Source organism: Pseudomonas sp. PF05, from assembly GCF_056521845.1.
The window spans coordinates 1-22,672 of the sequence record NZ_JBWLPW010000033.1 but is presented as its reverse complement, the minus strand read 5'-3'; the positions used below and the strand labels follow the sequence as shown (position 1 = coordinate 22,672).

The 22,672-nt window shown below is 61.9% G+C and carries 20 protein-coding genes and 1 riboswitch; of the genes, 11 read left to right on the top strand and 9 right to left on the bottom strand.

The genetic code is table 11. The features are described from left to right. Positions 1 to 95 precede the first annotated feature (95 nt). The gene (locus tag AC09SL_RS28955; RefSeq protein ID WP_058544194.1) at positions 96 to 1,091 is read left to right on the top strand and encodes an ArsR/SmtB family transcription factor; all 996 of its coding nucleotides are present in this window, start codon (positions 96 to 98) and stop codon (positions 1,089 to 1,091) included. 19 nt (positions 1,092 to 1,110) lie between these two features. Beyond that, the gene (gene metK, locus AC09SL_RS28950) at positions 1,111 to 2,301 is read left to right on the top strand and encodes a methionine adenosyltransferase (protein WP_058544195.1); all 1,191 of its coding nucleotides are present in this window, start codon (positions 1,111 to 1,113) and stop codon (positions 2,299 to 2,301) included. 224 nt (positions 2,302 to 2,525) lie between these two features. Here metK and AC09SL_RS28945 read toward each other — a convergent pair whose 3' ends face one another. Next, positions 2,526 to 3,146 (bottom strand): LysE family translocator, encoded by a 621-nt coding sequence (locus tag AC09SL_RS28945; RefSeq protein WP_058544196.1) that lies wholly within the window; start codon positions 3,144 to 3,146, stop codon positions 2,526 to 2,528. 206 nt (positions 3,147 to 3,352) lie between these two features. On the opposite strand from AC09SL_RS28945, the gene ligB reads away from it, so the two are divergent. Both ligB and AC09SL_RS28935 read left to right on the top strand, forming a co-directional pair. Then, on the top strand, positions 3,353 to 5,026 hold the full coding sequence (gene ligB / locus AC09SL_RS28940) for an NAD-dependent DNA ligase LigB (RefSeq protein WP_058544197.1): 1,674 nt from the start codon (positions 3,353 to 3,355) through the stop codon (positions 5,024 to 5,026). 90 nt (positions 5,027 to 5,116) lie between these two features. Continuing rightward, positions 5,117 to 5,512 carry a DUF1090 domain-containing protein gene (locus AC09SL_RS28935; RefSeq protein ID WP_058544198.1) on the top strand — a complete coding sequence of 132 codons (396 nt, stop codon included), beginning with the start codon at positions 5,117 to 5,119 and terminating at the stop codon, positions 5,510 to 5,512. An 82-nt stretch (positions 5,513 to 5,594) separates the two neighbouring features. Here the strand turns inward: AC09SL_RS28935 and AC09SL_RS28930 are convergent, their stop codons facing one another. Then, positions 5,595 to 6,044, bottom strand: coding sequence for a c-type cytochrome (locus tag AC09SL_RS28930; RefSeq protein ID WP_058544199.1), 450 nt, complete (start codon positions 6,042 to 6,044; stop codon positions 5,595 to 5,597). Positions 6,045 to 6,169: 125 nt separating this feature from the next. Between AC09SL_RS28930 and mltA the strand changes: the two genes are divergently transcribed. Further along, complete coding sequence (mltA, locus tag AC09SL_RS28925) at positions 6,170 to 7,357, top strand: murein transglycosylase A (RefSeq protein WP_058544200.1); 1,188 nt, start codon at positions 6,170 to 6,172, stop codon at positions 7,355 to 7,357. A gap of 153 nt (positions 7,358 to 7,510) precedes the next feature. On the opposite strand, the gene AC09SL_RS28920 is transcribed toward mltA, so the two are convergent. Next, on the bottom strand, positions 7,511 to 7,894 hold the full coding sequence (locus tag AC09SL_RS28920) for an MAPEG family protein (protein ID WP_058544201.1): 384 nt from the start codon (positions 7,892 to 7,894) through the stop codon (positions 7,511 to 7,513). Positions 7,895 to 7,946: 52 nt separating this feature from the next. After that, a complete protein-coding gene (locus AC09SL_RS28915; protein ID WP_058544202.1) occupies positions 7,947 to 8,780 on the bottom strand; it encodes an EamA family transporter in 834 nt (277 codons plus the stop codon). Positions 8,781 to 9,100: 320 nt separating this feature from the next. On the opposite strand from AC09SL_RS28915, the gene AC09SL_RS28910 reads away from it, so the two are divergent. Continuing rightward, positions 9,101 to 10,270 carry an MFS transporter gene (locus tag AC09SL_RS28910; protein WP_058544203.1) on the top strand — a complete coding sequence of 390 codons (1,170 nt, stop codon included), beginning with the start codon at positions 9,101 to 9,103 and terminating at the stop codon, positions 10,268 to 10,270. Here the strand turns inward: AC09SL_RS28910 and AC09SL_RS28905 are convergent. After that, complete coding sequence (locus AC09SL_RS28905; protein WP_058544204.1) at positions 10,221 to 11,105, bottom strand: formate/nitrite transporter family protein; 885 nt, start codon at positions 11,103 to 11,105, stop codon at positions 10,221 to 10,223. The two genes, AC09SL_RS28910 and AC09SL_RS28905, sit on opposite strands and share 50 nt — an antisense overlap. Positions 11,106 to 11,197: 92 nt before the next feature. Next, positions 11,198 to 11,599 (bottom strand): acyl-CoA thioesterase, encoded by a 402-nt coding sequence (locus AC09SL_RS28900; protein WP_058544205.1) that lies wholly within the window; start codon positions 11,597 to 11,599, stop codon positions 11,198 to 11,200. A gap of 192 nt (positions 11,600 to 11,791) precedes the next feature. Continuing rightward, positions 11,792 to 11,899: riboswitch (S-adenosyl-L-homocysteine riboswitch) on the top strand. A gap of 23 nt (positions 11,900 to 11,922) precedes the next feature. Between AC09SL_RS28900 and ahcY the strand changes: the two genes are divergently transcribed. The 4 genes from ahcY to AC09SL_RS28880 all read left to right on the top strand — a co-directional run bounded on the left by ahcY (position 11,923) and on the right by AC09SL_RS28880 (position 17,481). Further along, positions 11,923 to 13,332 carry an adenosylhomocysteinase gene (ahcY, locus tag AC09SL_RS28895; protein ID WP_058544206.1) on the top strand — a complete coding sequence of 470 codons (1,410 nt, stop codon included), beginning with the start codon at positions 11,923 to 11,925 and terminating at the stop codon, positions 13,330 to 13,332. 189 nt (positions 13,333 to 13,521) lie between these two features. After that, a complete protein-coding gene (gene metF / locus AC09SL_RS28890) occupies positions 13,522 to 14,367 on the top strand; it encodes a methylenetetrahydrofolate reductase [NAD(P)H] (protein WP_058544207.1) in 846 nt (281 codons plus the stop codon). Positions 14,368 to 14,569: 202 nt separating this feature from the next. Then, positions 14,570 to 15,346 carry a substrate-binding periplasmic protein gene (locus tag AC09SL_RS28885; protein WP_058544208.1) on the top strand — a complete coding sequence of 259 codons (777 nt, stop codon included), beginning with the start codon at positions 14,570 to 14,572 and terminating at the stop codon, positions 15,344 to 15,346. Between the two features lie 266 nt (positions 15,347 to 15,612). Next, positions 15,613 to 17,481, top strand: a complete 1,869-nt coding sequence (locus AC09SL_RS28880; RefSeq protein ID WP_058544209.1) for an RNA helicase RhlE2 — start codon at positions 15,613 to 15,615, stop codon at positions 17,479 to 17,481. Positions 17,482 to 17,727: 246 nt separating this feature from the next. On the opposite strand, the gene AC09SL_RS28875 is transcribed toward AC09SL_RS28880, so the two are convergent. From AC09SL_RS28875 to AC09SL_RS28865, 3 genes are all read right to left on the bottom strand, one after another. Next, complete coding sequence (locus AC09SL_RS28875) at positions 17,728 to 18,324, bottom strand: YceI family protein (protein ID WP_058544210.1); 597 nt, start codon at positions 18,322 to 18,324, stop codon at positions 17,728 to 17,730. Between the two features lie 32 nt (positions 18,325 to 18,356). After that, on the bottom strand, positions 18,357 to 18,908 hold the full coding sequence (locus AC09SL_RS28870) for a cytochrome b (RefSeq protein ID WP_058544211.1): 552 nt from the start codon (positions 18,906 to 18,908) through the stop codon (positions 18,357 to 18,359). Positions 18,909 to 19,190: 282 nt separating this feature from the next. Then, entirely contained in the window at positions 19,191 to 20,945 is a 1,755-nt protein-coding gene (locus AC09SL_RS28865; RefSeq protein ID WP_058544212.1) for a flavin monoamine oxidase family protein, read from the bottom strand. A gap of 247 nt (positions 20,946 to 21,192) precedes the next feature. On the opposite strand from AC09SL_RS28865, the gene AC09SL_RS28860 reads away from it, so the two are divergent. Continuing rightward, a complete protein-coding gene (locus AC09SL_RS28860) occupies positions 21,193 to 22,599 on the top strand; it encodes an adenosylmethionine--8-amino-7-oxononanoate transaminase (protein WP_058544213.1) in 1,407 nt (468 codons plus the stop codon). Positions 22,600 to 22,672 lie beyond the last annotated feature (73 nt).

Sequence of the window (22,672 nt, the reverse complement as noted above, 5' to 3'; positions counted from 1 at the left end):
CAAGCACGGGTTGGGAAGTGCCATTTATCTGCCAATATCAAAACTTTTTGATATTGGACTTGCGGGGTTCCAGTCCCCTCACTAGACTGCCGCACATGAACTTACCTGCGCCTTCCATTCGCCATGACGACTGCGATGAGCTGGCGGCCCTTTGCAAGGCCGGCGGCGATCCGTTGCGGCTCAATGTATTGCGCGCCTTGGCCAACGATTCGTTCGGCGTGCTGGAGCTGGCGCAGATCTTCGGCATCGGTCAGTCCGGCATGAGCCACCACCTCAAGGTCCTGGCCCAGGCCGACCTGGTGGCGACCCGCCGCGAAGGCAACGCCATTTTCTATCGCCGCGCCCTGCCCCACACCGACCTGCTGGGCGGCAAGCTGCACGCCGCGCTGCTGGACGAAGTGGACGCGCTGAACCTGCCGACGGACGTGCAGGCTCGCATCGCCCAGGTACACGGGCAACGGGCCGCCGCCAGCCAGGACTTCTTCGCACGGGTCGCCGAGAAGTTTCGCGCCCAGCAAGACCTGATCGCGGGATTGCCGCAATACCGCGAAAGCGTCGTGGCGCTGCTCGACAAACTAAGCTTCGAACCCACGGCCACGGCGATCGAAGTCGGCCCCGGCGATGGCGCCTTTCTGCCAGAGCTGGCACAACGTTTCAGCCAGGTGACGGCGCTGGACAACAGCCCGGCCATGCTCGAGCTGGCGCGCCAGGTGTGTGAACGCGAGGCCCTGGCTAACGTCAGCCTGCAACTGGCCGATGCACTGGATGGCATGAGCCTGCAGGCCGACTGCGTGGTATTGAACATGGTGCTGCATCATTTCGCCGCGCCGGCCGATGCCCTCAGGCACATGGCCGGCCTGCTGCAACCGGGCGGCAGCTTGCTGGTGACCGAGTTATGCAGCCACAACCAGAGCTGGGCCAGGGAGGCCTGTGGCGATCTCTGGCTCGGCTTTGAACAGGACGACCTGGCCCGCTGGGCCACCGCTGCGGGCCTCGTGCCCGGGGAAAGCCTCTATGTAGGCTTACGTAATGGTTTCCAGATCCAGGTTCGCCACTTTCAGCGGCCCACTGGCGACACTCACCAACGGTAACTTGTAGGAAAACATCGAGATGAGCGAATACTCCCTTTTCACCTCCGAGTCCGTGTCTGAAGGGCATCCGGACAAAATCGCCGACCAGATTTCTGATGCGGTGCTGGACGCCATCATTGCTGAAGACAAGTTCGCCCGCGTGGCGTGCGAGACTCTGGTGAAAACGGGCGTGGCGATCATCGCCGGCGAAGTCACCACGTCGGCCTGGGTCGACCTGGAACAGATCGTCCGGGACGTCATCCTGGGCATTGGCTACAACAGCTCCGACGTCGGCTTCGACGGCGCGACCTGTGGCGTCATGAACATCATTGGCAAGCAGTCCCCCGACATCAACCAGGGCGTTGATCGGGCCAAGCCTGAAGACCAGGGCGCCGGCGACCAGGGCCTGATGTTCGGCTACGCCAGCAACGAGACCGACGTGCTGATGCCGGCCCCGATCACCTTCTCGCACCAGTTGGTTCAACGCCAGGCCGAGGCCCGTAAATCCGGCCTGCTGCCTTGGCTGCGTCCGGACGCCAAGTCTCAGGTGACCTGCCGTTACGAAGGCGGCAGGGTGGTCGGTATCGATGCCGTCGTGCTGTCGACCCAACACAACCCGGAAGTGTCCTACAAGGACCTGCGCGAAGGCGTGATGGAGCTGATCGTCAAGCATGTGCTGCCTGCCGAGCTGCTGTCCAAGGACACCCAGTTCCACATCAACCCGACCGGCCAGTTCATCATCGGTGGCCCGGTGGGTGACTGCGGCCTGACCGGCCGCAAGATCATCGTCGACAGCTACGGCGGCATGGCCCGTCACGGCGGCGGCGCGTTCTCCGGCAAGGACCCATCGAAGGTTGACCGTTCGGCCGCCTACGCCGGTCGCTATGTCGCCAAGAACATCGTCGCCGCCGGCCTGGCCGAGCGCTGCGAGATCCAGGTGTCCTACGCCATTGGCGTGGCCCAGCCTACGTCGATCTCGCTGAACACCTTCGGCACCGGCAAGATCGGCGATGACAAGATCATCAACCTGGTCCGTGAAGTGTTCGACCTGCGTCCGTACGCCATCACCACCATGCTCGACCTGCTGCACCCGATGTACCAGGACACCGCTGCCTATGGTCACTTCGGTCGTACGCCACAGACCAAGACCTGGGGTGACGATACCTTCACCACCTTCACCTGGGAAAAAACCGACCGCGCCGACGCCCTGCGCGCCGCTGCCGGCCTGTAATACCCGCGTGTAAAGAAAAAGCCCCTGGCGACTGGGTCGTCAGGGGCTTTTTCATGCCAGGTGCTTGGCTACTCAGAGGGTAAAGTCATGCCAGGCTCTTGTGGCGAGAGAATTTATCTGTGGGAGCAAGGCTTGCCCGCGATGAAAACAACGCGGTTGCTGCGGTAACGAGGCGCCTGTGTCGCGAGCAAGCCTTGCTCCCAAAAACCCCCTCGCCATGGCGCTCATGATCGCCGTGCCACCAGCAAAAACGAAGCCGCACTGGCCAGCAGTCCCGCGCACATCCGATTGAACAGGCGCTTGCCACTGGGACGGGCGAACAACCGCCGCGCGTAAATGCCCATGTAGCAATACAAGCCGATGGCGATGCACTCCAGCGCCAGGAACAAGCCTCCCAGCACGGCGAATTGTTGGGTGACGGTGCCTGTACGGTCGACGAATTGCGGCAGGAACGCGGTAAACAACAGGATCGCCTTCGGATTGCCGATCGCCACCAGGAACTCCTGGCGCGCCAGGCCGGCCCGGCTCATCGACGCGACCGCGGCTTCGCTGCCGGCCTCAGGCTGGGCCCGCCACAACTGCACAGCCAGATAGAACAGGTAGCCGGCACCGACGAGCTTGATCCCCAGGAACAACAACTCCGAGGTGTGCAGCACAGCGGTGAGCCCCACCGCTGCCAGGGCGATCATGATCGCAAACGCCAGCAACCGACCAATGCCGCCACTGCACGCCCGGACGAAGCCATACCGCGAGGCGTTGCTGATGGACAGCAGGTTGTTCGGCCCCGGCGCCATGTTCAGCGCAAAGCAGGCCGGGATGAAAACAGCGAGTGTCGTCAGTTCCATCGGGAGCACTCCAGGCAGAGGCGAATCGAAGGTCCATTCTGCGCCGGTCGTTGACGAGGACAAGGCACAGTTGCGCGACTAAATCGCCGCGCACTGTACCGCCGCGACTTTGCCAGCAGGCACCGTAAAATCCGGTAACGCTCCAGGCCTCGCAACTTCCGGGACGGTGGCTAGCCTTCAGTACTCAACCGAGCAAGGATGCTTCGATGCCACCGTTTCTGTATGCACTCGCCTGTCTTGTCTGCATCACCCTTCCCGCAGTCGCCGCGCCCTGCCCCGACTGGCCCACTGAACGCGCCCGTGCCGAAGTCGCCGCGCTGCAACAGCAAATCGATACCTGGGACGACAGTTATCATCGCCTCGGCCAATCGCTGGTGGCCGATGAACTGTATGATCAATCCCGCACAGAGTTGGGCCAATGGCGCCGCTGTTTCAACCTCGCGGCGTCCGACGAGCCGCTGCGCTCCGCGGGCGGAAAGGTGCCGCACCCCGTTGTCCATACCGGCCTGGAAAAACTCAAGGATGCCGACGCCGTAGGGGCTTGGCTGCACGGTCGAGAGGACGTCTGGGCCCAGCCGAAAGTCGACGGCGTGGCGGTAACCCTGGTTTACCGCAAGGGGCGCCTGCATCAGGCAATCAGCCGTGGCGATGGTGTCCAAGGACACGACTGGACCACGAATGCGCGCAAGATCGGCGCCATCCCGCAACGACTGCGCCAGCCTGTAGACCTGGTGGTCCAGGGCGAGTTGTACTGGCACCTGCAAGCCCATGTCCAAGCCAGCAGCGGCAGCTTGAACGCCCGCGGGACCATGGCCGGCTTGATGGCACGCAGCAATCTGACGGTGCACGATGGTGTGTATATCGGCCTGTTTGTCTGGGATTGGCCACAAGGGCCGGACACCCTGCCCGAGCGAATGGCCGCACTGAGTGAGTTGGGCTTCGCTGACACCCTCGTCTATAACCAGCCTGTCCGGACATTGGCCGATGCCGAGCAGTGGCGCGACCACTGGTATCGCACCCCCCTGCCATTTGCCAGCGACGGGATCGTCCTGCGCCAGAGTCGCCGCCCACCCGCCGATCGCTGGCAGGCCCGGGCGCCATTCTGGAGCGTGGCCTGGAAGTATCCGTATGCCCAGGCCCTGGCCGAAGTGCGCAAGGTGCACTTCAAGATCGGTCGTACCGGACGCATCACCCCCGTACTGGAGCTTGAACGCATCCGGCTCGACGACCGGTGGATTCGCCGGGTAAGTGTCAGCTCCCTCAAGCGTTGGGAGGAGATGGACATTCGCCCCGGCGACCGGGTCGCTATCAGCCTGGCCGGGCTCACCATCCCGCGACTCGACGCGGTTGTGCTGCGCAGCCTCGAACGCCAGGACGTCAATGCCCCGGCAGCGGGTGACCATCACTTCTTGAGCTGCTGGCAAGCGACGCCCGGCTGTGAAAGCCAGTTCCTCGCACGCCTGGACTGGCTCAGTGGCAAGCACGGGCTCGCCCTGCCCCATGTCGGTCCCGGCACCTGGGAAAAACTCCTGGCTGCAGGTCGACTTCACGGATTGCTGGATTGGTTGACCCTTGATGCCGCCGAGCTTGCTAATATTGACGGCTTCGGCGAACGCAGTAGCGCCCGCTTGCTCGCCAGCCTGGACAGCGCCCGGCAACGCCCTTTCGGGCAATGGCTCAAGGCCCTGGGCCTGCCGCCCGTCGGTGAGGCCCGGTTGAAAGGGCCGTGGCAGACGCTGGCCGAGCGCAATACCGAACAATGGCAAGCCGAAGCCGGCATCGGACCGGGACGCGCCGCGCAGCTGAGCGCATTTTTTCGCGACCCACAGGTGCTGGCTTTGAGTGACGTATTACGCACCGCCGGGGTCGACGGTTTTTGATCCGGACCCCGTGCGGTTGAACCCAAGGGGCAAGCATGCGTTCCAACAGCGCATCGGTCCTGACCGCTCGCGATTTTTCACGGAGTTGCTATGAATTTCCTGTCCCCCGTTGCCCTGCTGGTGTTATGCAGCGCCATGGCCGCCCCTTTGATGGCGGACGAGCAAACCCCGGAGCTCACTGGTTGCGCGGCCAAGCGCCAGGGCATCATCAACCAGATCGAACTGGCCAAGTCCCGTGGTAACCAGGACCAGCAGGCCGGCCTGGAAACCGCATTGAATGAAGTCACCACCCATTGCACCGATGCGTCCTTGCGCAAGGAGCGTGAAAACAAGGTGCTCGATGCAAAACACGAGGTGAGCCGACGTCAGGCCGACCTGGAAAAGGCCATGAAGAAAGGCGACGCCGAGCGGATCAACAAACGCAAGGACAAGCTCGCGGCCTCCCGCAAGGAACTGCAGGAAGCGGTGGATGAGCTGGACAAGTGAACATTGAAAGGATCGCAGGTTCCTACAGGCTCAATGCGATCCCCTGCAGGGGCTGGCGAAGCCTGCGATCTTTCAAGCCATGTCAATGATCCCGAAACTCCTTATGACAGGCACTGCACGCATCCTCGACCTTCTGCACCGCCGGCCCCAGGTAACTGGCCTTGTAGGGTTGGACTTTGCTGGCGGTTACCAATTCACCGGTGGCGGCTTCAAGGTTGCGGGCCAGCTCCTGGAAACGCGCCTGCTTTTGCCAGACTTCATCCCGGGCACTGGTGTGGTCTTGCTCACGCACTTGCGGGAAGTGTTTCCACGGTTCATGGGAGAGTTGATCCAATTGCGCCGCGCCTTCGGCAAATCGTGCGCCATCGAATGGGACTCGGCCGCGCAACATGCCGCCCAACTCTTCGTTGGTCTTGAGCATCTGCTTGAAGATAGCCTTGCGCTGGCCAAGGGGAGAATTGGGATCGACGCCGCCACAGGCGGACAACATCAGGCAGGCCAGTACGGCCATGGAAAATCGTTTTACAAACATCTTGGCCTCGGAGCAGGAAACGGCAATTAGTATCCTCGGATCATCGGTAAAGACCAATGGCCCTATCAACAATACGGGTTGTTCGAGCGCCTGACTGCCTACGAATGACTGCAAAGGAAATTTTCATGAACAGCCGCATCAAGACCTGGCACAAAGGCCTGGCATTGGCCCTACCGCTGATCGCACTGTTGGCCGGTTGTAATCGCGGCGAAAAGGTCGAAAAACCTCAGACCCACGCCGTCGCCACCTATGTCAGTGCACCCTGGGAGGCGTTGCCGTCGGTATCCGATGCAGACCTGCTGGCCGGTTTCGGTTCCTGGCGCAGTGCCTGCACCCGGCTCAAGGCCGATGCGACCTGGGGCCCAACCTGCGCGGCAGCAGCCAATGTGCCGCAAACCGCACAGGGTGTACGCAATTTCCTGAAACAGAACCTGGACGTCTATGGCCTGCGCTCGGGCGACAACAGCCCCAACGGCCTGATTACCGGCTACTACGAACCGGTCTACCCCGGCAGCCTCACCCAGACCGCCACGGCGAATATCCCGGTCTACGGTGTGCCGGAGGACATGATCATTGTGTCGCTGGACAGCATTTACCCTGAGCTCAAAGGCAAACGCCTGCGTGGCCGCCTCGAAGGCCGGGTGCTCAAGCCATACGACGACGCGGCCACCATCGAAACCAACGGGGTGAAGGCACCGGTCATCGCTTGGCTGACCGACCCCATGAACCTGCAATTCCTGCAGATCCAGGGTTCGGGACGCATTCGACTCGACGATGGCCGCCAACTGCGCATCGGTTATGCCGACCAGAACGGCCACCCTTATCGGCCCATCGGACGCTGGCTGGTCGAGCAGGGCGAGCTGAAGAAAGAGGACGTGACCATGGGTACCATCAGTGCCTGGGCCAAGGCCAACCCGAACCGTATTCCCGAATTGCTGGGCAGCAACCCCAGCTACGTGTTCTTCAACCGTAACCCCGACAGCAACGAAGGCCCGCGAGGCTCGCTGAATGTCCCGCTGACCGCCGGCTACAGCGTGGCGGTGGACCGCAAGGTGATTCCGCTGGGCAGCCTGCTCTGGCTATCCACCACGCGCCCCGACGGCAGCGCCTTGAACCGGCCCGTCGCCGCCCAGGACACTGGCGGTGCAATTGCCGGCGAAGTGCGGGCGGACCTGTTCTGGGGCACTGGCGAGGCGGCCGGGCAACTGGCCGGGGACATGAAACAACAAGGCCAGATCTGGATGCTCTGGCCCAAGGGCATGGCGTTGCCGCAAGTGCCACAGGTGGCGAATGCGGTGACCGCCAATCCCTAGGAATGGGTTGACCGTGCTGCCGCCTTCGCGAGCAAGCCCGCTCCCACATTTGATCTCCAATGGACGCAACATTTGTGAGCGACCTGAGATCAGTGTGGGAGCGGGCTTGCTCGCGAAGAGGCCAGTACAGGCGCCTTGATTCAAAAACCAGGCTCAGACCGAAACAAAGAAGAAACTCAAGACCAACCCAGCCCCCACGAACCACACCAGCGAACGCAGGATCGCCCAGTCCGCCAGATAGCAAATGATGTAGAGCAGGCGACTGGTGATGAACAGCACCGCCAGCACATTGATGGTCACCAGCTCGGCATTGCCGGCCAGGTGCGCAACGATCACGGCGGCGGCAAAAAACGGGCTGATTTCGAAGCTGTTCAGTTGCGCAGCGTATGCCCGTCGGGGGGCGCCTTCGAGTGTGTCCAGAAAGTCCCGAGGGTCGTTGTTATCTGCCAGCCTGTATCGTCCACCGATCTTGGCAATGGCGATGCACAGGTAAGGCAGGATAAAGGCAATCAAAATACACCACAGGGCAACCGTCATTGATGCAGTTCCTTCTTTGGGTTTTATAGAAAATCGCGAGTTCGGGCGCCGGTCAGAACTTCATCACCAGCATGCCAACCAACACCAGCCCGCAGGCTAAGAGCCGCGGCAAGCCGAAAGGTTCTTTCAAGTAACGCATGCCGAACAGCACCACCAGGATCACGCTGACTTCCCGCAGCGCGGCCGCCTCGGCGATCGAGCCCAGTTGCATGGCCCACAGCACCAGAGCGTAGCTGAACAATACGCAGAATCCGACCGCCAACCCCAACCGCCACTGCTCACGCCAGAACCGCATGAACGCCGGCCGCTTGCTCACCAGCGCCAGCAACGGGAACGGCCAGGCACTGAGCAGCGTGACCCAGACCAGGTAATCCAGCGGATGGGACCAGCGCCGCAGAGCGTGGCCGTCGATAAAGGTGTAGCACCCGATGCACAGACCGATCAGCGCCACCACCGGCAGCATCGACCAGGGCAGCCGCTCGCCACCACCGCCCTGCCACAACAGGCAAAGCATGCCGAACGGGATCAGCAAAATGCCGATGACCTGCTGGGTCGTCAGGGCTTCACCGGCGAATATAAATGTCAGGGCCAGTACCACCAGCGGCGACAGGCCGCGCATCAGTGGATAGACCAACCCCAGGTCACCGACCCGATAAGCCTGGATCAGCAAATAGCGATACAGCAGCTCGAACGCCGCCGACGCCAGGATCCACGGCCAGATATCCAACGGCGGCAACGCCACGAAACCCAGTGCCAACGCGACGAACAGCAAGGCGACGCTGTCCATGCACGCCACCACCAGCAAACGCTCGCCGCTGAACTTGATCAGCGTATTCCATGCCGCATGCAACAAAGCCGCGACCAACACCAAGGCCGTTGCAAGCACGGCACGCTCCTTATCTTGTCCCCCGCCCCGTAGGAGCTGTCGAGTGCAACGAGGCTGCGATCTTTTGATCTTTCGCTTCAAACTCAATTGTCGGCGGAAAGATCGCAGCCTCGTTTGCACTCGACAGCTCCTACAGCTCCTACGCTCAGTAAGGCTCATGAATTGATTGGCTATCGTTTATACTGCAAACCGATCACGCCGCACTCAGTTGCGCATATTCCTATTCCAATAATCTCGCTGCTGTCCCATTCACTCGAATGGGTGCGCCGGCATGCGTATGCCTGATCCGGGCGTCAAGACTACAGACAGAGACCTTGCGCATGCCACTCGCCTTGCTTGCTTTGGCCGTCGCCGCTTTCGGCATCGGCACGACTGAATTCGTCATCATGGGCCTGTTGCCCGATGTCGCCCGGGACCTGGCCGTGAGCATTCCCCAGGCCGGGCTGTTGATTACCGGCTACGCCCTGGGCGTGGTGTTCGGCGCGCCGATCCTGGCGATTGGCACCGCCAACATGCCGCGCAAGGCCACGCTACTGGGCATGACCCTGATGTTCATCCTCGGCAATGTGCTCTGCGCCCTGGCGCCGAACTACGCCACGCTGATGGCCGCCCGGGTCATTACGGCCCTGTGCCACGGAGCGTTCTTTGGCATCGGCTCGGTGGTGGCGGCCGGGTTGGTGGCGCCGAACAAACGGGCCCAGGCGATTGCCATGATGTTCACCGGCCTGACCCTGGCAAACGTGCTGGGCGTGCCGTTGGGCACGGCCTTGGGTCAATACGCCGGTTGGCGTTCGACGTTCTGGGCGGTATCGGTGATCGGCGTGATCGCCGCCATCGCCCAATGGGTCTGGCTGCCCAGGGAAATCCCCATGGACAAAGCCAACCTGGCCAGCGAGTTCAAGGTGCTGGGCAAGGTCAACGTGTTACTCGCCCTGGGCATGAGCGTACTGGCCTCCACCAGTTTGTTCAGCGTGTTCACTTACATCGCGCCGATCCTGCAGGACATCACCGGTGTCAGCCCCCACGGCATCACCGTCATGTTGCTGTTGTTTGGCGTCGGCCTGACGGCGGGCAGTTTCCTCGGCGGGCGCCTGGCGGACCGGCGCCTGCTGCCTTCACTGGTGGCCATGGCCCTGGCCGTGGTGCTGGTGCTGGCGGCGTTCAGCCAGACCAGCCAATCGGTGATTCCGGCGGCGATCACCCTGGTGCTATGGGGCATCTTCGCCTTCGCCCTGTGCCCGATCCTGCAACTGCTGATCATCGACCAGGCCCATGAAGCACCCAACCTCGGCTCGACCCTGAACCAGAGTGCCTTCAATCTGGGCAACGCGGCGGGGGCGTGGATGGGTGGGCTAGTAGTGGCCAGTGGTGCCGACCTGGCGGATTTGCCGTGGACCGGGGCCCTGGTGGGCGGGCTAACCGTACTGGCCGCGCTGTATTTTATTTATCGCCAGCGTCATCTCGGCGCCGCGGCGGGCCTTGCCGACTGAGGGGCGTATTGGTCTCGCTGCGCACCTGTGCGTGGCTGATCAGCGCAAAGATGAAACTGCCGCCGATGATATTTCCCGCCAACGTCGGCCCGGCGAACACCATCCAGAAGTCCTCCCAGGACAATTGGCCGGCAAATACCAGATATGACACTTCGGCCGAGCCGACGACGATGTGGGTGAAATCCCCGAGCGCCATGAGGTAGGTGATCAGGATGATGATCCACATCTTGGCGCTTTCCATGGACGGGATCATCCAGACCATGGTGGCGATCATCCAGCCGGAAATGATGCCCTTGGCGAACATCTGGCCGGTGTCGTTCTCCATGACTTTGCGACCGATTTCCAGGAAGGCCTGGTCGGTGCGCTGATCGAAAATCGGCAGGTGCAACATGACGTAGGCTACCAGTAAGGTGCCGCACAGGTTGCCCACCAGCACCACGCCCCAGAGCCGCAACAGCCGGCCGAAGTTGCCCAGCGTGGGCTTGCTCATGATCGGCAGCACGGCGGTCAGGGTGTTTTCGGTGAACAACTGCTGGCGAGCCAGGATCACCGCGAGAAAGCCGGCGCAGTAACCAAAACTGGCGATGACCTTGAAGCCTTCGTGTTCCGGCAGCCGGGAGTTGAGCAACCCCATGGCCATCAGCGACAGGCCCATGGTCAACCCCGCCGCCAGGGCCGACCACCAGAGCGCGGCGATACTGCGCTCCAGTTCCTGATTGCCCTGGGTGCGGATGATTTCATGCAACACGGCCGCCCGCGGCGGCTGGTTGCGGTCGACTTCATGCTGCTCCTGAGCCGAGAGATCAGGGGTCTTGCCTTCTTTATGGGTGTCCATACAGCTCCTGAACCGGTGGCGTGATGTATCTACGACACGCGGCGCTCAGTGCTGTTCAGTATGGCCTGCTCGCGAAGGCAGCGTCGCCGATCTCACACCACGACATCGTCCTTGAACTGATCCTTGACGTAGGTGATCTCGGTCCGCCCATGCGGCGCAGGCAGGCCGTCTTCGCCAAGGTTGACGAAGACCATTTTCTCCACGGTCAGGATGCTCTTGCGGGTGATTTTATTGCGCACCTCGCAGGTCAGGGTGATGGAAGTACGGCCAAACTCGGTGGCGGTGATGCCCAGCTCGATGATGTCGCCCTGGCGCGAGGCGCTGACGAAGTTGATTTCCGAGATGTACTTGGTGACCACGCGCTGGTTGCCGAGCTGGACGATGGCGTAGATCGCCGCCTCCTCGTCGATCCAGCGCAACAGGCTGCCGCCGAACAGCGTGCCGTTGGGATTGAGGTCTTCGGGCTTGACCCATTTGCGGGTGTGGAAATTCATGATCACTCCTGAGTGTCTGGCCGTTGGATTGCTGCATCATGGCAGACCGCAGGGCCAGGCTCTACGTCGCGGGCCCTATGACGGTCATCGGCAATTTCGATTTGCCGACAGAAACCCTTTTGGAAGATCCGATTAGCCCGTTATAATCGCCACCGCTTTACCTCGGTCCACCCTTTGGACCGTTCCCGCCACCTGTCCGAGGGGCGCTGCAGCAGGCTCGACCTGTCAGGCTCGGATGGGGCGTTGTTTGTACGGGGGCTCCCCGCGCAGACACTAAACGCACAACGGCGCCCATTCGCATACATTACGAATGGAGGCTCTTCATGAGCGCTGTTATCACGCCTGCCGATTTTACCGACTACAAAGTCGCCGACATGTCCCTGGCTGCCTGGGGCCGTCGCGAAATCATCATCGCCGAATCCGAAATGCCAGCCCTGATGGGCCTGCGCCGCAAGTATGCCGGCGAGCAACCGCTCAAGGGCGCGAAGATCCTCGGCTGCATCCACATGACCATCCAGACCGCCGTGCTGATCGAAACCCTGGTTGCCCTGGGTGCCGAAGTGCGCTGGTCGTCCTGCAACATCTTCTCGACCCAGGACCAGGCCGCTGCCGCCATCGCCGCCGCCGGTATCCCGGTATTTGCCTGGAAAGGCGAGACCGAGCAAGAGTACGAGTGGTGCCTGGAGCAGACCATCCTCAAGGATGGCCAGCCGTGGGACACCAACATGATCCTCGACGACGGCGGCGACCTGACCGAGCTGCTGCACAAGAAGTACGCAGCCGTACTGGAAAACGTCCACGGTGTGACCGAGGAAACCACCACTGGCGTGCACCGTCTGCTGGACATGCTGGCCAAGGGCGAACTGAAGATCCCGGCCATCAACGTCAACGACTCGGTGACCAAGAGCAAGAACGACAACAAGTACGGCTGCCGTCACAGCCTCAACGACGCCATCAAGCGCGGCACCGACCACCTGCTGTCGGGCAAGCAGGCGCTGGTGATCGGCTACGGTGACGTGGGCAAGGGTTCGGCCCAGTCCCTGCGTCAGGAAGGCATGATCGTCAAGGTGTCCGAAGTCGATCCGATCTGCGCCATGCAGGCCTGCATGGACGGTTTCGAACTGGTTTCGCCGTTCATCGACGGGATCAACGACGGCACCGAAGCGAGCATCGACAAGGCCCTGCTGGGCAAGATCGACCTGATCGTGACCACCACCGGCAACGTCAACGTCTGCGATGCCAACATGCTCAAGGCCCTGAAGAAGCGCGCCGTGGTCTGCAACATCGGTCACTTCGACAATGAAATCGACACCGCTTTCATGCGCAAGAACTGGGCATGGGAAGAAGTGAAGCCGCAGGTTCACAAGGTGCACCGCACCGGTACTGGCAGCTTCGACCCACAGAACGACGACTACCTGATCCTGCTGGCTGAAGGCCGCCTGGTTAACCTGGGCAACGCCACCGGCCACCCAAGCCGCATCATGGACGGCTCGTTCGCCAACCAGGTCCTGGCCCAGATCTTCCTGTTCGGCCAGAAATACGCCGACCTGTCGCCGGCCCAGAAAGCCGAGCGCCTGACCGTGGAAGTGCTGCCCAAGAAACTCGACGAAGAAGTGGCCCTGGAAATGGTCCGCGGTTTCGGCGGCGTGGTCACCAAACTGACCAAGCAACAGGCTGACTACATCGGCGTGACCGTCGAAGGCCCGTTCAAGCCGCACGCTTACCGCTACTGATCGGCTCTATTGCCTGCTCTCCCTGTGGGAGCGGGCCTGTGGGAGCAAAGCTTGCTCGCGATGCAGACACCTCGATCCAGCTATCGGAGCGAGACGAAGCCAATCGCGAGCAGGCTCGCTCCTACATGAACCCGCTCCCACAAGGGCTATGCAAGCCTCTCCGGCCTACGCGCTTCCAAGGATATGACCATGTCCCAAGACCGTCGCTACAGCTTCGAGTTCTTCCCGACGAAGACCGATGCTGGGCATGAAAAACTGATCGCCACTGCCCGCCAGTTGGCCAGCTACAACCCCGACTTTTTCTCCTGCACCTATGGCGCCGGCGGTTCGACCCGTGACCGCACCCTGAACACCGTGCTGCAGCTCGAAAGCGAAGTCAAAGTCCCGGCCGCACCCCACCTGTCTTGCGTGGGCGACAGCAAGGACGACCTGCGCAGCCTGCTGACCCAGTACAAGGCCGCTGGCATCAAGCGCATCGTTGCCCTGCGCGGCGACCTGCCATCAGGCATGGGCATGGCCAGCGGCGAGCTGCGCCACGCCAACGAACTGGTGAGCTTCATTCGTGAAGAAACCGGCGAGCATTTCCACATCGAAGTGGCTGCGTATCCAGAAATGCACCCCCAGGCACGCAACTTCGAAGACGATCTGCGCAACTTCGTACGCAAGGCCAACGCTGGCGCCAATAGCGCGATCACCCAGTACTTCTTCAACGCCGACAGTTACTTCTATTTCGTCGAGCGCATACGCAAGCTGGGCGTCGACATTCCTGTCGTGCCAGGCATCATGCCTATCACCAACTACAGCAAGCTGGCGCGCTTCTCCGACGCATGCGGTGCAGAAATCCCACGCTGGATCCGCAAGCAGCTGGAGGCCTACGGCGACGACTCCTCCAGCATCCAAAGCTTTGGCGAGGAAGTCATCACGCAAATGTGTGAGCGCTTGTTACAAGGTGGTGCACCGGGGCTGCATTTCTATACCCTTAACCAGGCCGAGCCCAGCCTCGCGGTATGGAACAATCTCAAGCTGCCGCGCTGAATGCTGCAATGTGGTTTGAACAAAAAAAGCCTTGGCCAACCACCAAGGCCTTTTTCATTCAGTTGTCTCGCAACGGCCCCACCTGCAATACGCTTGCATCGGTGAGCGCCGCCGAGCCATCCATGAACACCGCAGGCAGGCCACCAGGGCGCAGTCCAGAGGGCTCTAGCTATTTGATGAGCTCTCGTCGTAACCTCAGGCCATGCCCGTCATTGTCCAGCTGCTGACCGCCCTTCTTCTCTTGTGCCTGAGCATGGTTGCCCGGGCCGAGAAGTTGCGCATTGTCACTGAACCCTGGGCCCCATATGTCTACGAAGAAAACGGCACGATGCTGGGCCTGGACTACGAAACCACGGCCATCGTGTTCAAACGCCTGGGCATCGACGTGGAATGGCACTTCCTGCCGTGGAAGCGCTGCCTGGTGATGCTGGAGCAGGGGTTGGCGGATGGTGCGCTGGACATCTTCCACAGCGACGAGCGCGATACCATGCTGCTTTACCCCAGCGAACCGCTGTCGGACGTGGAGTTCGTGATGTTCTACGCCAATGCCCGGCCCCATCCGTTTCGCACGCTCGATGACCTGGCCGGCCTGACCATCGGCACCTCGCCCGGTTACCTCTACAGCCAGGCCTTCAGTGAGTCGACCCTGTTCACCCGGGAAACGGCGCCAACCCACGAAGCCAATTTCGGCAAGTTGCAGCTGGGACGGATCGACCTGCTCATCACCGACCGCAGGGTGGGCCGACATGTGCTCGAACAAATGCAGTTGGGCGACCAGATCACCGAAAACCCGACGGTCGTGAGCCGTCAAAGCCAATACCTGGCGGTACGACGCAGCGCCGGGATGGATTTGCTGGTGCAACGCTTCGGTGCCGAACTCAAGCGCTTCAAGCGTGAACCGGCCTATGCCGAACTGAGCGCCCGTTACGGCGCCGGACCGATGGCCAAGGCCACCTCGCCCGGCCAGGCTCAACGTTGAAATAAACCGTTGAGCAGCAGGAAAGCGGCGCACGGCGTTTGCTCTGTTATACTCCGGCCTTCCCGCCAGGCTCACGCCCGGACGCCCGGCCTTGCAAAAGGCATCCCGACACCGCTACAGCGCCGCCTAAGGCCCGCGCGAGCCTTGTCCGGACCCGCCTTCGAGGCCCGGCAGGACCGGACGGGATGACGTCTTTTTATTGAACGTCATTCGCGCCAGGCAAGACTATCCCATTGGGCCAGGCCCTCACTAAAACAGGATTACTCATGTCCTTTGCTTCCCTCGGTCTCTCCGAGGCTTTAGTCGGCGCCATCGAAGCCGCCGGCTATACCCAGCCTACCCCGGTGCAACAGCGGGCCATTCCCGCCGTGTTGCAAGGTCGCGACCTGATGGTCGCGGCGCAGACAGGTACTGGTAAAACCGGCGGTTTCGCCCTTCCGATCCTGGAGCGGTTGTTCCCCAACGGTCACCCAGACAAATCCCAGCGTCATGGCCCGCGCCAACCGCGCGTACTGGTCCTGACCCCAACCCGCGAACTGGCGGCCCAGGTACACGAGAGCTTCAAGGTCTACGCTCGCGACCTGAAGTTCGTCAGCGCCTGCATTTTTGGCGGCGTGGGCATGAATCCCCAGGTCCAGGCCATGTCCCGTGGCGTCGATGTACTGGTCGCCTGCCCCGGTCGCCTGCTGGACCTGGCCGGCCAGGGCAGCGTCGACTTGTCCCACGTGGAAATCCTCGTGCTGGACGAAGCCGACCGCATGCTCGACATGGGCTTTGTCCATGACGTGAAGAAAGTCCTCGCCCGCCTGCCCGCCAAGCGCCAGAACCTGCTGTTTTCGGCGACGTTCTCCAAGGACATCACCGACCTGGCTGGCAAGCTGCTGCACAACCCGGAGCGCATCGAAGTCACGCCACCGAACACCACGGTCGAGCGCATCGAGCAACGCGTCTTCCGCCTGCCGGCCAGCCACAAGCGTGCCCTGCTGGCGCACCTGATTACCGCCGGCGCCTGGGAACAGGTCCTGGTGTTCACCCGCACCAAGCACGGCGCCAACCGCCTGGCCGAGTACCTGGACAAGCACGGCCTGCCGGCTGTGGCGATCCACGGTAACAAGAGCCAGAACGCCCGCACCAAGGCCCTCGCCGACTTCAAGGCTGGCGAAGTGCGCATCCTGGTGGCCACCGACATCGCGGCCCGTGGCCTGGATATCGACCAGTTGCCTCACGTGGTCAACTTCGAGCTGCCAAACGTCGATGAAGATTACGTGCACCGTATCGGCCGTACCGGCCGGGCCGGTCGTTCGGGCGAAGCGATCTCGCTGGTCGCGCCGGACGAAGAAAAGCTGCTCAAAAGCATCGAGCGCATGACCAAGCAGAAAATTGCCGACGGCGACCTGATGGGCTTCGATGCCAGCACCATCGAGGCCGAGAAGCCTGAAGTGCGCGAACGTCCGGACGTGCGCAATCCGCGCAATGCCCGTGGCCCGCGCGGCGACGGTCCGAACGGCGGCGGTGGTGGCGGCGGCCGCAAAGACAAAGGCAAGGACAAGGGCAAGGAAAAATCGGCCAGCAACAGCAATGGCCGCGGCGAACGCCCAGCCCGCGAGCAGAAGCCCCGCGAAGGCACGCCAGCCCGTGAACAGCAGCGTCCAGCCCCCCGCGCCGCAGCCGATCGTGCCCCGGACGAGTTCCTGGACGACGATATCGATAACTTCGGTAACCGCGTCGACTACGTGCCACAGCAGAAACCGGCCCAGGGTCGCGGTCGCCGTCCAGGTGCCCCGGCACAAGGCGCTGGTGCAGGTGCACCGCGTAGCGGCCAGCCACAAGGTCGCCAGAACGGTCCACGCAACAGCAATGGCTCGTCCACCGGCACGCCACCGGCCAAGCGCAGCGGCCCACGCAACGGTGCCCCGCGTGACGGCCAGGCCCGTCGCGACGACACCCGCCCGCGCCGTCCGGCCCGTGACGACCAGCCTCGTCAGGAACCCGCCGTGCAGAACCCGCGCAGCAACCAGCCGAAGATCATGCACAAGGAATCGAAAGCCGATCGCTTCCCGACGCCTGAACAGCTGGATCAACTGCCAAGCCGTCCACGGGGCGAAAAACCAGCGCTGCTGACCCGCAATCGCTGAGTTTTTCCAAGCCGTACAAAATGACCCAGGTCTCGCGACCTGGGGCTTTTTTTTGGCCCAACACAATTCCAAATGTGGGAGCGAGCTTGCTCGCGATAGCGGTATATCAGTCAACATCGAAGTCGGCTGGCATGACGCCATCGCGAGCAAGCTCGCCCCCACAGGGTTCTCTGTATTGCCCGAATCCGCGCAATAAAAAACGCCCCTGATCGCAAGACCAGGGGCGTTTTTTGTCAGGCGCGAAGGTTACTTCGCTTTGACACCTTCAAACGAGATGTACAGCTCAACGGCGTCGGATTGCGGACCCAGGTCCATCATCTTGCCGAAGTCGGAGCGCTTGATGCTGGTGGTGCCCTCGAAGCCAGCACGGTAGCCGCCCCACGGATCCTTGCCTTCGCCCAGGAACGTGGCCTTGACCACGATTGGCTTGGTCACGCCGTGCAGTGTCAGGTCACCCATCACATCTGCAGTGTCTTTACCATCAGCGTTCTTGCCGGTGGGCTTGACGCTGGTGGACACGAACTTGGCATCGGCGAACTTGCCTACGTCCAGGAAGTCCTTGCTGGCGATGTGCTTGTCGCGTTCGGCGTGGTTGGTGAACACGCTGGCGGTACGTACGTTGAACTCGATCTTGCTGGCTTCAGGCTTGGCGGCGTCAAAGCTGAACTTGCCGTCGATGTCCTTGAAGGTACCGGTAATGTAGCTATAGCCCAGGTGGCTGATCTTGAAGTCGACAAAGGCGTGCTGGCCTTCCTTGTCGACGACGTAGTCAGCAGCCATGGCCTGGCCGGCCGACAGCAGGGCAGAACCGATTGCCAGGGCGGCGAGCGTCTTTTTCAACATGCTTTCTATTCCTTTGGAGTCGAGGTTGAACATCAGGCTTGGCGTCCCAGCATTCGCTTGAGGGTCGCGTCACGGTCGATAAAGTGGTGTTTCAATGCTGCCAAGGCATGAAGGCCGGAGAAAATGACCAACGCCCACGCCAAGTAGAGGTGAATCTGGCCGGCGACGTCTGCCTGATCGGGCAGTCCGGACACCAGCGCAGGAACTTCAAACAGACCGAACACCGGGATCCCCACACCGTCTGCGGTGGAAATCAGGTAACCGGCAATCATCACGGCGAACAACCCGAGATACAGTGCACTATGGCCGAGCTTGGCGCTGGCGCGGGTCAGGCGGCCATAGGTTGGCAGGGTCGGCGGCGGCGGGCTGACAACGCGCCAGATCACCCGCAGCAACATGGCCGCCAGCAGCACCAGGCCGATGCTCTTGTGCAGGTCCGGTGCGTCTTTGCGCCAGGCGCTGTAGTAATCCAGGCCGACCATCCACAGGCCCAACGCGAACAGCCCGTACACCGCCAGAGCAACGCCCCAGTGCAAAGCGATACTGACCCAGCCATAGCGAGAAGAAGAGTTGCGTAGCTGCATTGCTCATTTCCTGTAAAAACTGCGACCAAGACTAGCGAGTTATCTATCGATTTAAAGCGGAAAATTTCGCTTTGAAATATCGAGAAATACGATCATCAGTCTGGGATGAGTGGGTTAAGGAAAGATTAAAGGCAAGACGATGCGTGATAACGGGACGGACCTCATCGCGAGGAAGCTCACTCCTGCGCTGGCCTTGTGGGAACTAACTCGCTCGCGACAGCGGTTTCACAGGCAAAAAAAAGCGCAGCTGACACGCCACGCTTTTTTTTCTGACACCGAGCCTTACTGAGCCTTGGTCTCAGTCGCCGCCGGTGTTGTCGCTGCCGGCTTGGCCGCCGGTTTTTTCGCCGGTGTGGCTTTCTTCACTGGCGCTTTTTTAGCCGGAGCCTTGGCGGCTGGTTTTTTCGCCGTCGGTTTGGCCGCTGCTTTCTTGGCTGGCTCAACCTTCGCCGGGGCAGGTGCAGGTGGTTCTACCGGCGCTGGCACAGGGGTGGGTGCCGGGGTTGGGGCAGGCGCTACCGGCTCCGGTGCCTTGACCGGCTCTGGCTTCTTGTCGTCATCCGAGCCACCAAACAGGTTAGTGAAGAAGTTGCCCTTCTTCGCCGCCACCGCACCGGCCGCTGCCGCTGCCACTGGCGCGACCTTGGCCGGTTCGAACGACTTGCCCGCCGCCAGGTCTTCAACCTGGCTGGCGGCCCGTTGACCGCTGCGCAGCGCGCCTTCCAGGGTGCCCGGATACAGGGTGTCGGTGTGTTCACCGGCAAAGGCTACGCGCTGCAATGGCCTTTCCCAGAGGCGCCAGTACTTGCTGATCTGGCCCGGGCCAAAGGCCAGGTACGCACCGCCCATGGACGGGTCGGTGCTGTAGCGGCGGATTTCATAGCCTGTGAACGCGCCACGGGCCTGTGGATAAAACGCGTGCAGGCGGATCAGTACCTGATCGACCATCTGCTTGTCGCCGAACGCCTGCATCACCCGGGCGTTGTCGCCGGACAGGTTGATGACCACGTTGGCACCGCCCTTCATGGCCGGTTCGATCCACATCATGCCCAGGCCGGCGTTGCTGTAGATCTCACCTGACATGCGCGCCTTGCTGTCCCAGACCGGGGTCTTGAACTTGAGCATGATCTGGTCGCGCCAGCCGTAGTTGGTGCCCTTGATGGCGCCTTGATGCTGGGCGTCCAGGGCCGGGGTCAACTGGATCTTGTTCAGCGCCCGCAACGGCACTGCCAGCACCACGTAATCCGCCTGGTAGCCAACGGCGCCAACCTTGACGGTTACCCCGTCCTTGTCCTGGGAGATGGCCGACACGGGCGAGCTGGTCTTGATGGTTTTCAGTTGCTTGACGAACGCCTGGGCCAGGACCGGGCTGCCGCCGAGCAGGCGCGAGGCCCGCCGGTCACGGTCGGAGACGCCGCGATAGACGCGGTTCTGCTGGGCGAAATACAGCAGCGACAGGCGCGAAGGTTCGTCATACCGAGTGCGAATTTCCTGGTTCACCAACTGCCGCGCCGTGGCCGGCAATTGCAGGCGGTCGAGCCAATTGGACACGGTGATCTGGTCCAGCGCGTGCAGCGTATTGTTGGCCGCCGGGTTCTGCGGGTCTTCGATGGAGCGCGCCAGGTCGTCCAGGGTGGTTTCGTAGCGCTTGAGGGCTTCGGCGGTGGCCGGCTGTTTGGTCGCCAGGTCCGCGGCGGTGAAGTAGGTGCCGTCGATCAGATAGCTGGGAGTGCGCACGAATTCCGGGGCCGGCGTGGTGCTCAGCTTGAAGGTGGAGATGTACTTGTTCAGCACTGGCTGGGTCTTCTCGTTGCCGATCCACTCGCTGGTGGCCATGCCCGAACGGCCGCCCAGGCTCGGCTTGGCTTCCAGCAGCGTCACGGCCCAGCCTTTGTTCTGCAGCTCATAGGCCGCCGTGAGCCCCGCCAGGCCGCCGCCGATGACGATGGCCGTCGGTTGTTTGTCCTTGGCCAGCGCCGAAACGCTGAACAGCCCTATCATCACCAGCGCACAGGCGCGTAGCCAACCAGCAGACATTCAACGAACTCCGGATTAAAACTTGGGAAACTTCAGCTTTCGAGCCAGTCGGCTCTCGGTTTTTCGAGCCAGTCGGCTCAGGGAACGGCGAAGAATACGTCAGCCATCAAAACGCCGCCAGCGACGTCTATCGCCTCGTTCAAAGTAGTGGGAATGACACAATGGGTTGTCCGCGGAGCCGCCATTGCATAGGCTTGCGCGATTGTTTTGCCCGCGCCCGCCGCGAGCCGCCTCGAGGAGACTGTAAATGGGCCTGAATAACCAGTGGATGCAACGCGACCTGGCGGTGCTGTGGCATCCCTGCACCCAGATGAAAGACCACGAACAGCTGCCGCTGATCCCCATCAAGCGCGGTGAAGGCGTGTGGCTGGAAGATTTCGAAGGCAAGCGTTATCTCGATGCCGTCAGCTCCTGGTGGGTCAACGTGTTCGGCCACGCCAACCCGCGCATCAACCAGCGCATCAAGGACCAGGTCGATCAGTTGGAGCATGTGATTCTCGCCGGCTTCAGCCATCAGCCGGTGATCGAGTTGTCCGAGCGCCTGGTGAAGATGACACCCGAAGGCCTGACCCGGTGCTTCTACGCCGATAACGGCTCGTCCTGCATCGAAGTAGCGATGAAGATGAGCTTTCACTACTGGATCAATCGCGGCCGGCCGGATAAAAAACGCTTCGTCACCCTGAGTAACAGTTACCACGGCGAAACCATCGCGGCGATGTCGGTGGGCGATGTGCCGTTGTTCACTGAAACCTACAAGGCGTTGCTGCTGGACACGATCAAGGTGCCGAGCCCCGACTGCTACCACCGCCCTGAAGGCATGGGCTGGGAAGAACATTCGCGCAATATGTTCGCGGCCATGGAACAGACCCTGGCCGAGCACCACGACACGGTGGCGGCAGTGATCGTCGAACCGCTGATCCAGGGCGCCGGCGGCATGCGCATGTACCACCCGGTATACCTGAAGTTGCTGCGCGAAGCCTGCGACCGCTATGGCGTGCACCTGATCCACGACGAAATAGCCGTCGGCTTCGGCCGTACCGGGACAATGTTCGCCTGTGAGCAGGCCGGCATCACGCCGGATTTCCTTTGCCTGTCCAAGGCCCTGACCGGCGGTTACTTGCCGCTGGCGGCATGCGTGACCACCGACGAGGTCTACAGCGCGTTCTACGATGACTACCCGACCCTGCGCGCCTTCCTGCATTCCCACAGCTACACCGGCAACCCGCTGGCCTGTGCGGCGGCCCTGGCGACGCTGGATATCTTCGAAGAAGACAACGTCATCGAAAACAACCAGGCCCTGGCCCTGCGCATGGCGAGCGCCACCGCGCACCTGGCCGACCACCCGAACGTCGCCGAGGTGCGCCAGACCGGCATGGTGCTGGCCATCGAGATGGTCAAGGACAAGGCCAGCAAAACCGCTTATCCGTGGCAAGAACGGCGCGGCCTGAGCGTGTTCCAGCACGCCTTGGAGCGTGGTGCCTTGCTGCGACCGCTGGGCAGCGTGGTGTATTTCCTGCCGCCGTATGTCATCACCCCGCAGCAGATCGATTTCCTCGCCGAAGTGGCCAGCGAAGGCATCGACATCGCCACCCGGGACAAGGTCAGCGTGGCGGTGCCGAAGGACTTTCACCCGGGTTATCGCGACCCGGGCTGACACTGCGATGCACTGTTGGAACACTATTGTGGCGAGGGGATTCAGCGAAACGTCGCACCGAACCGCTGGGCTC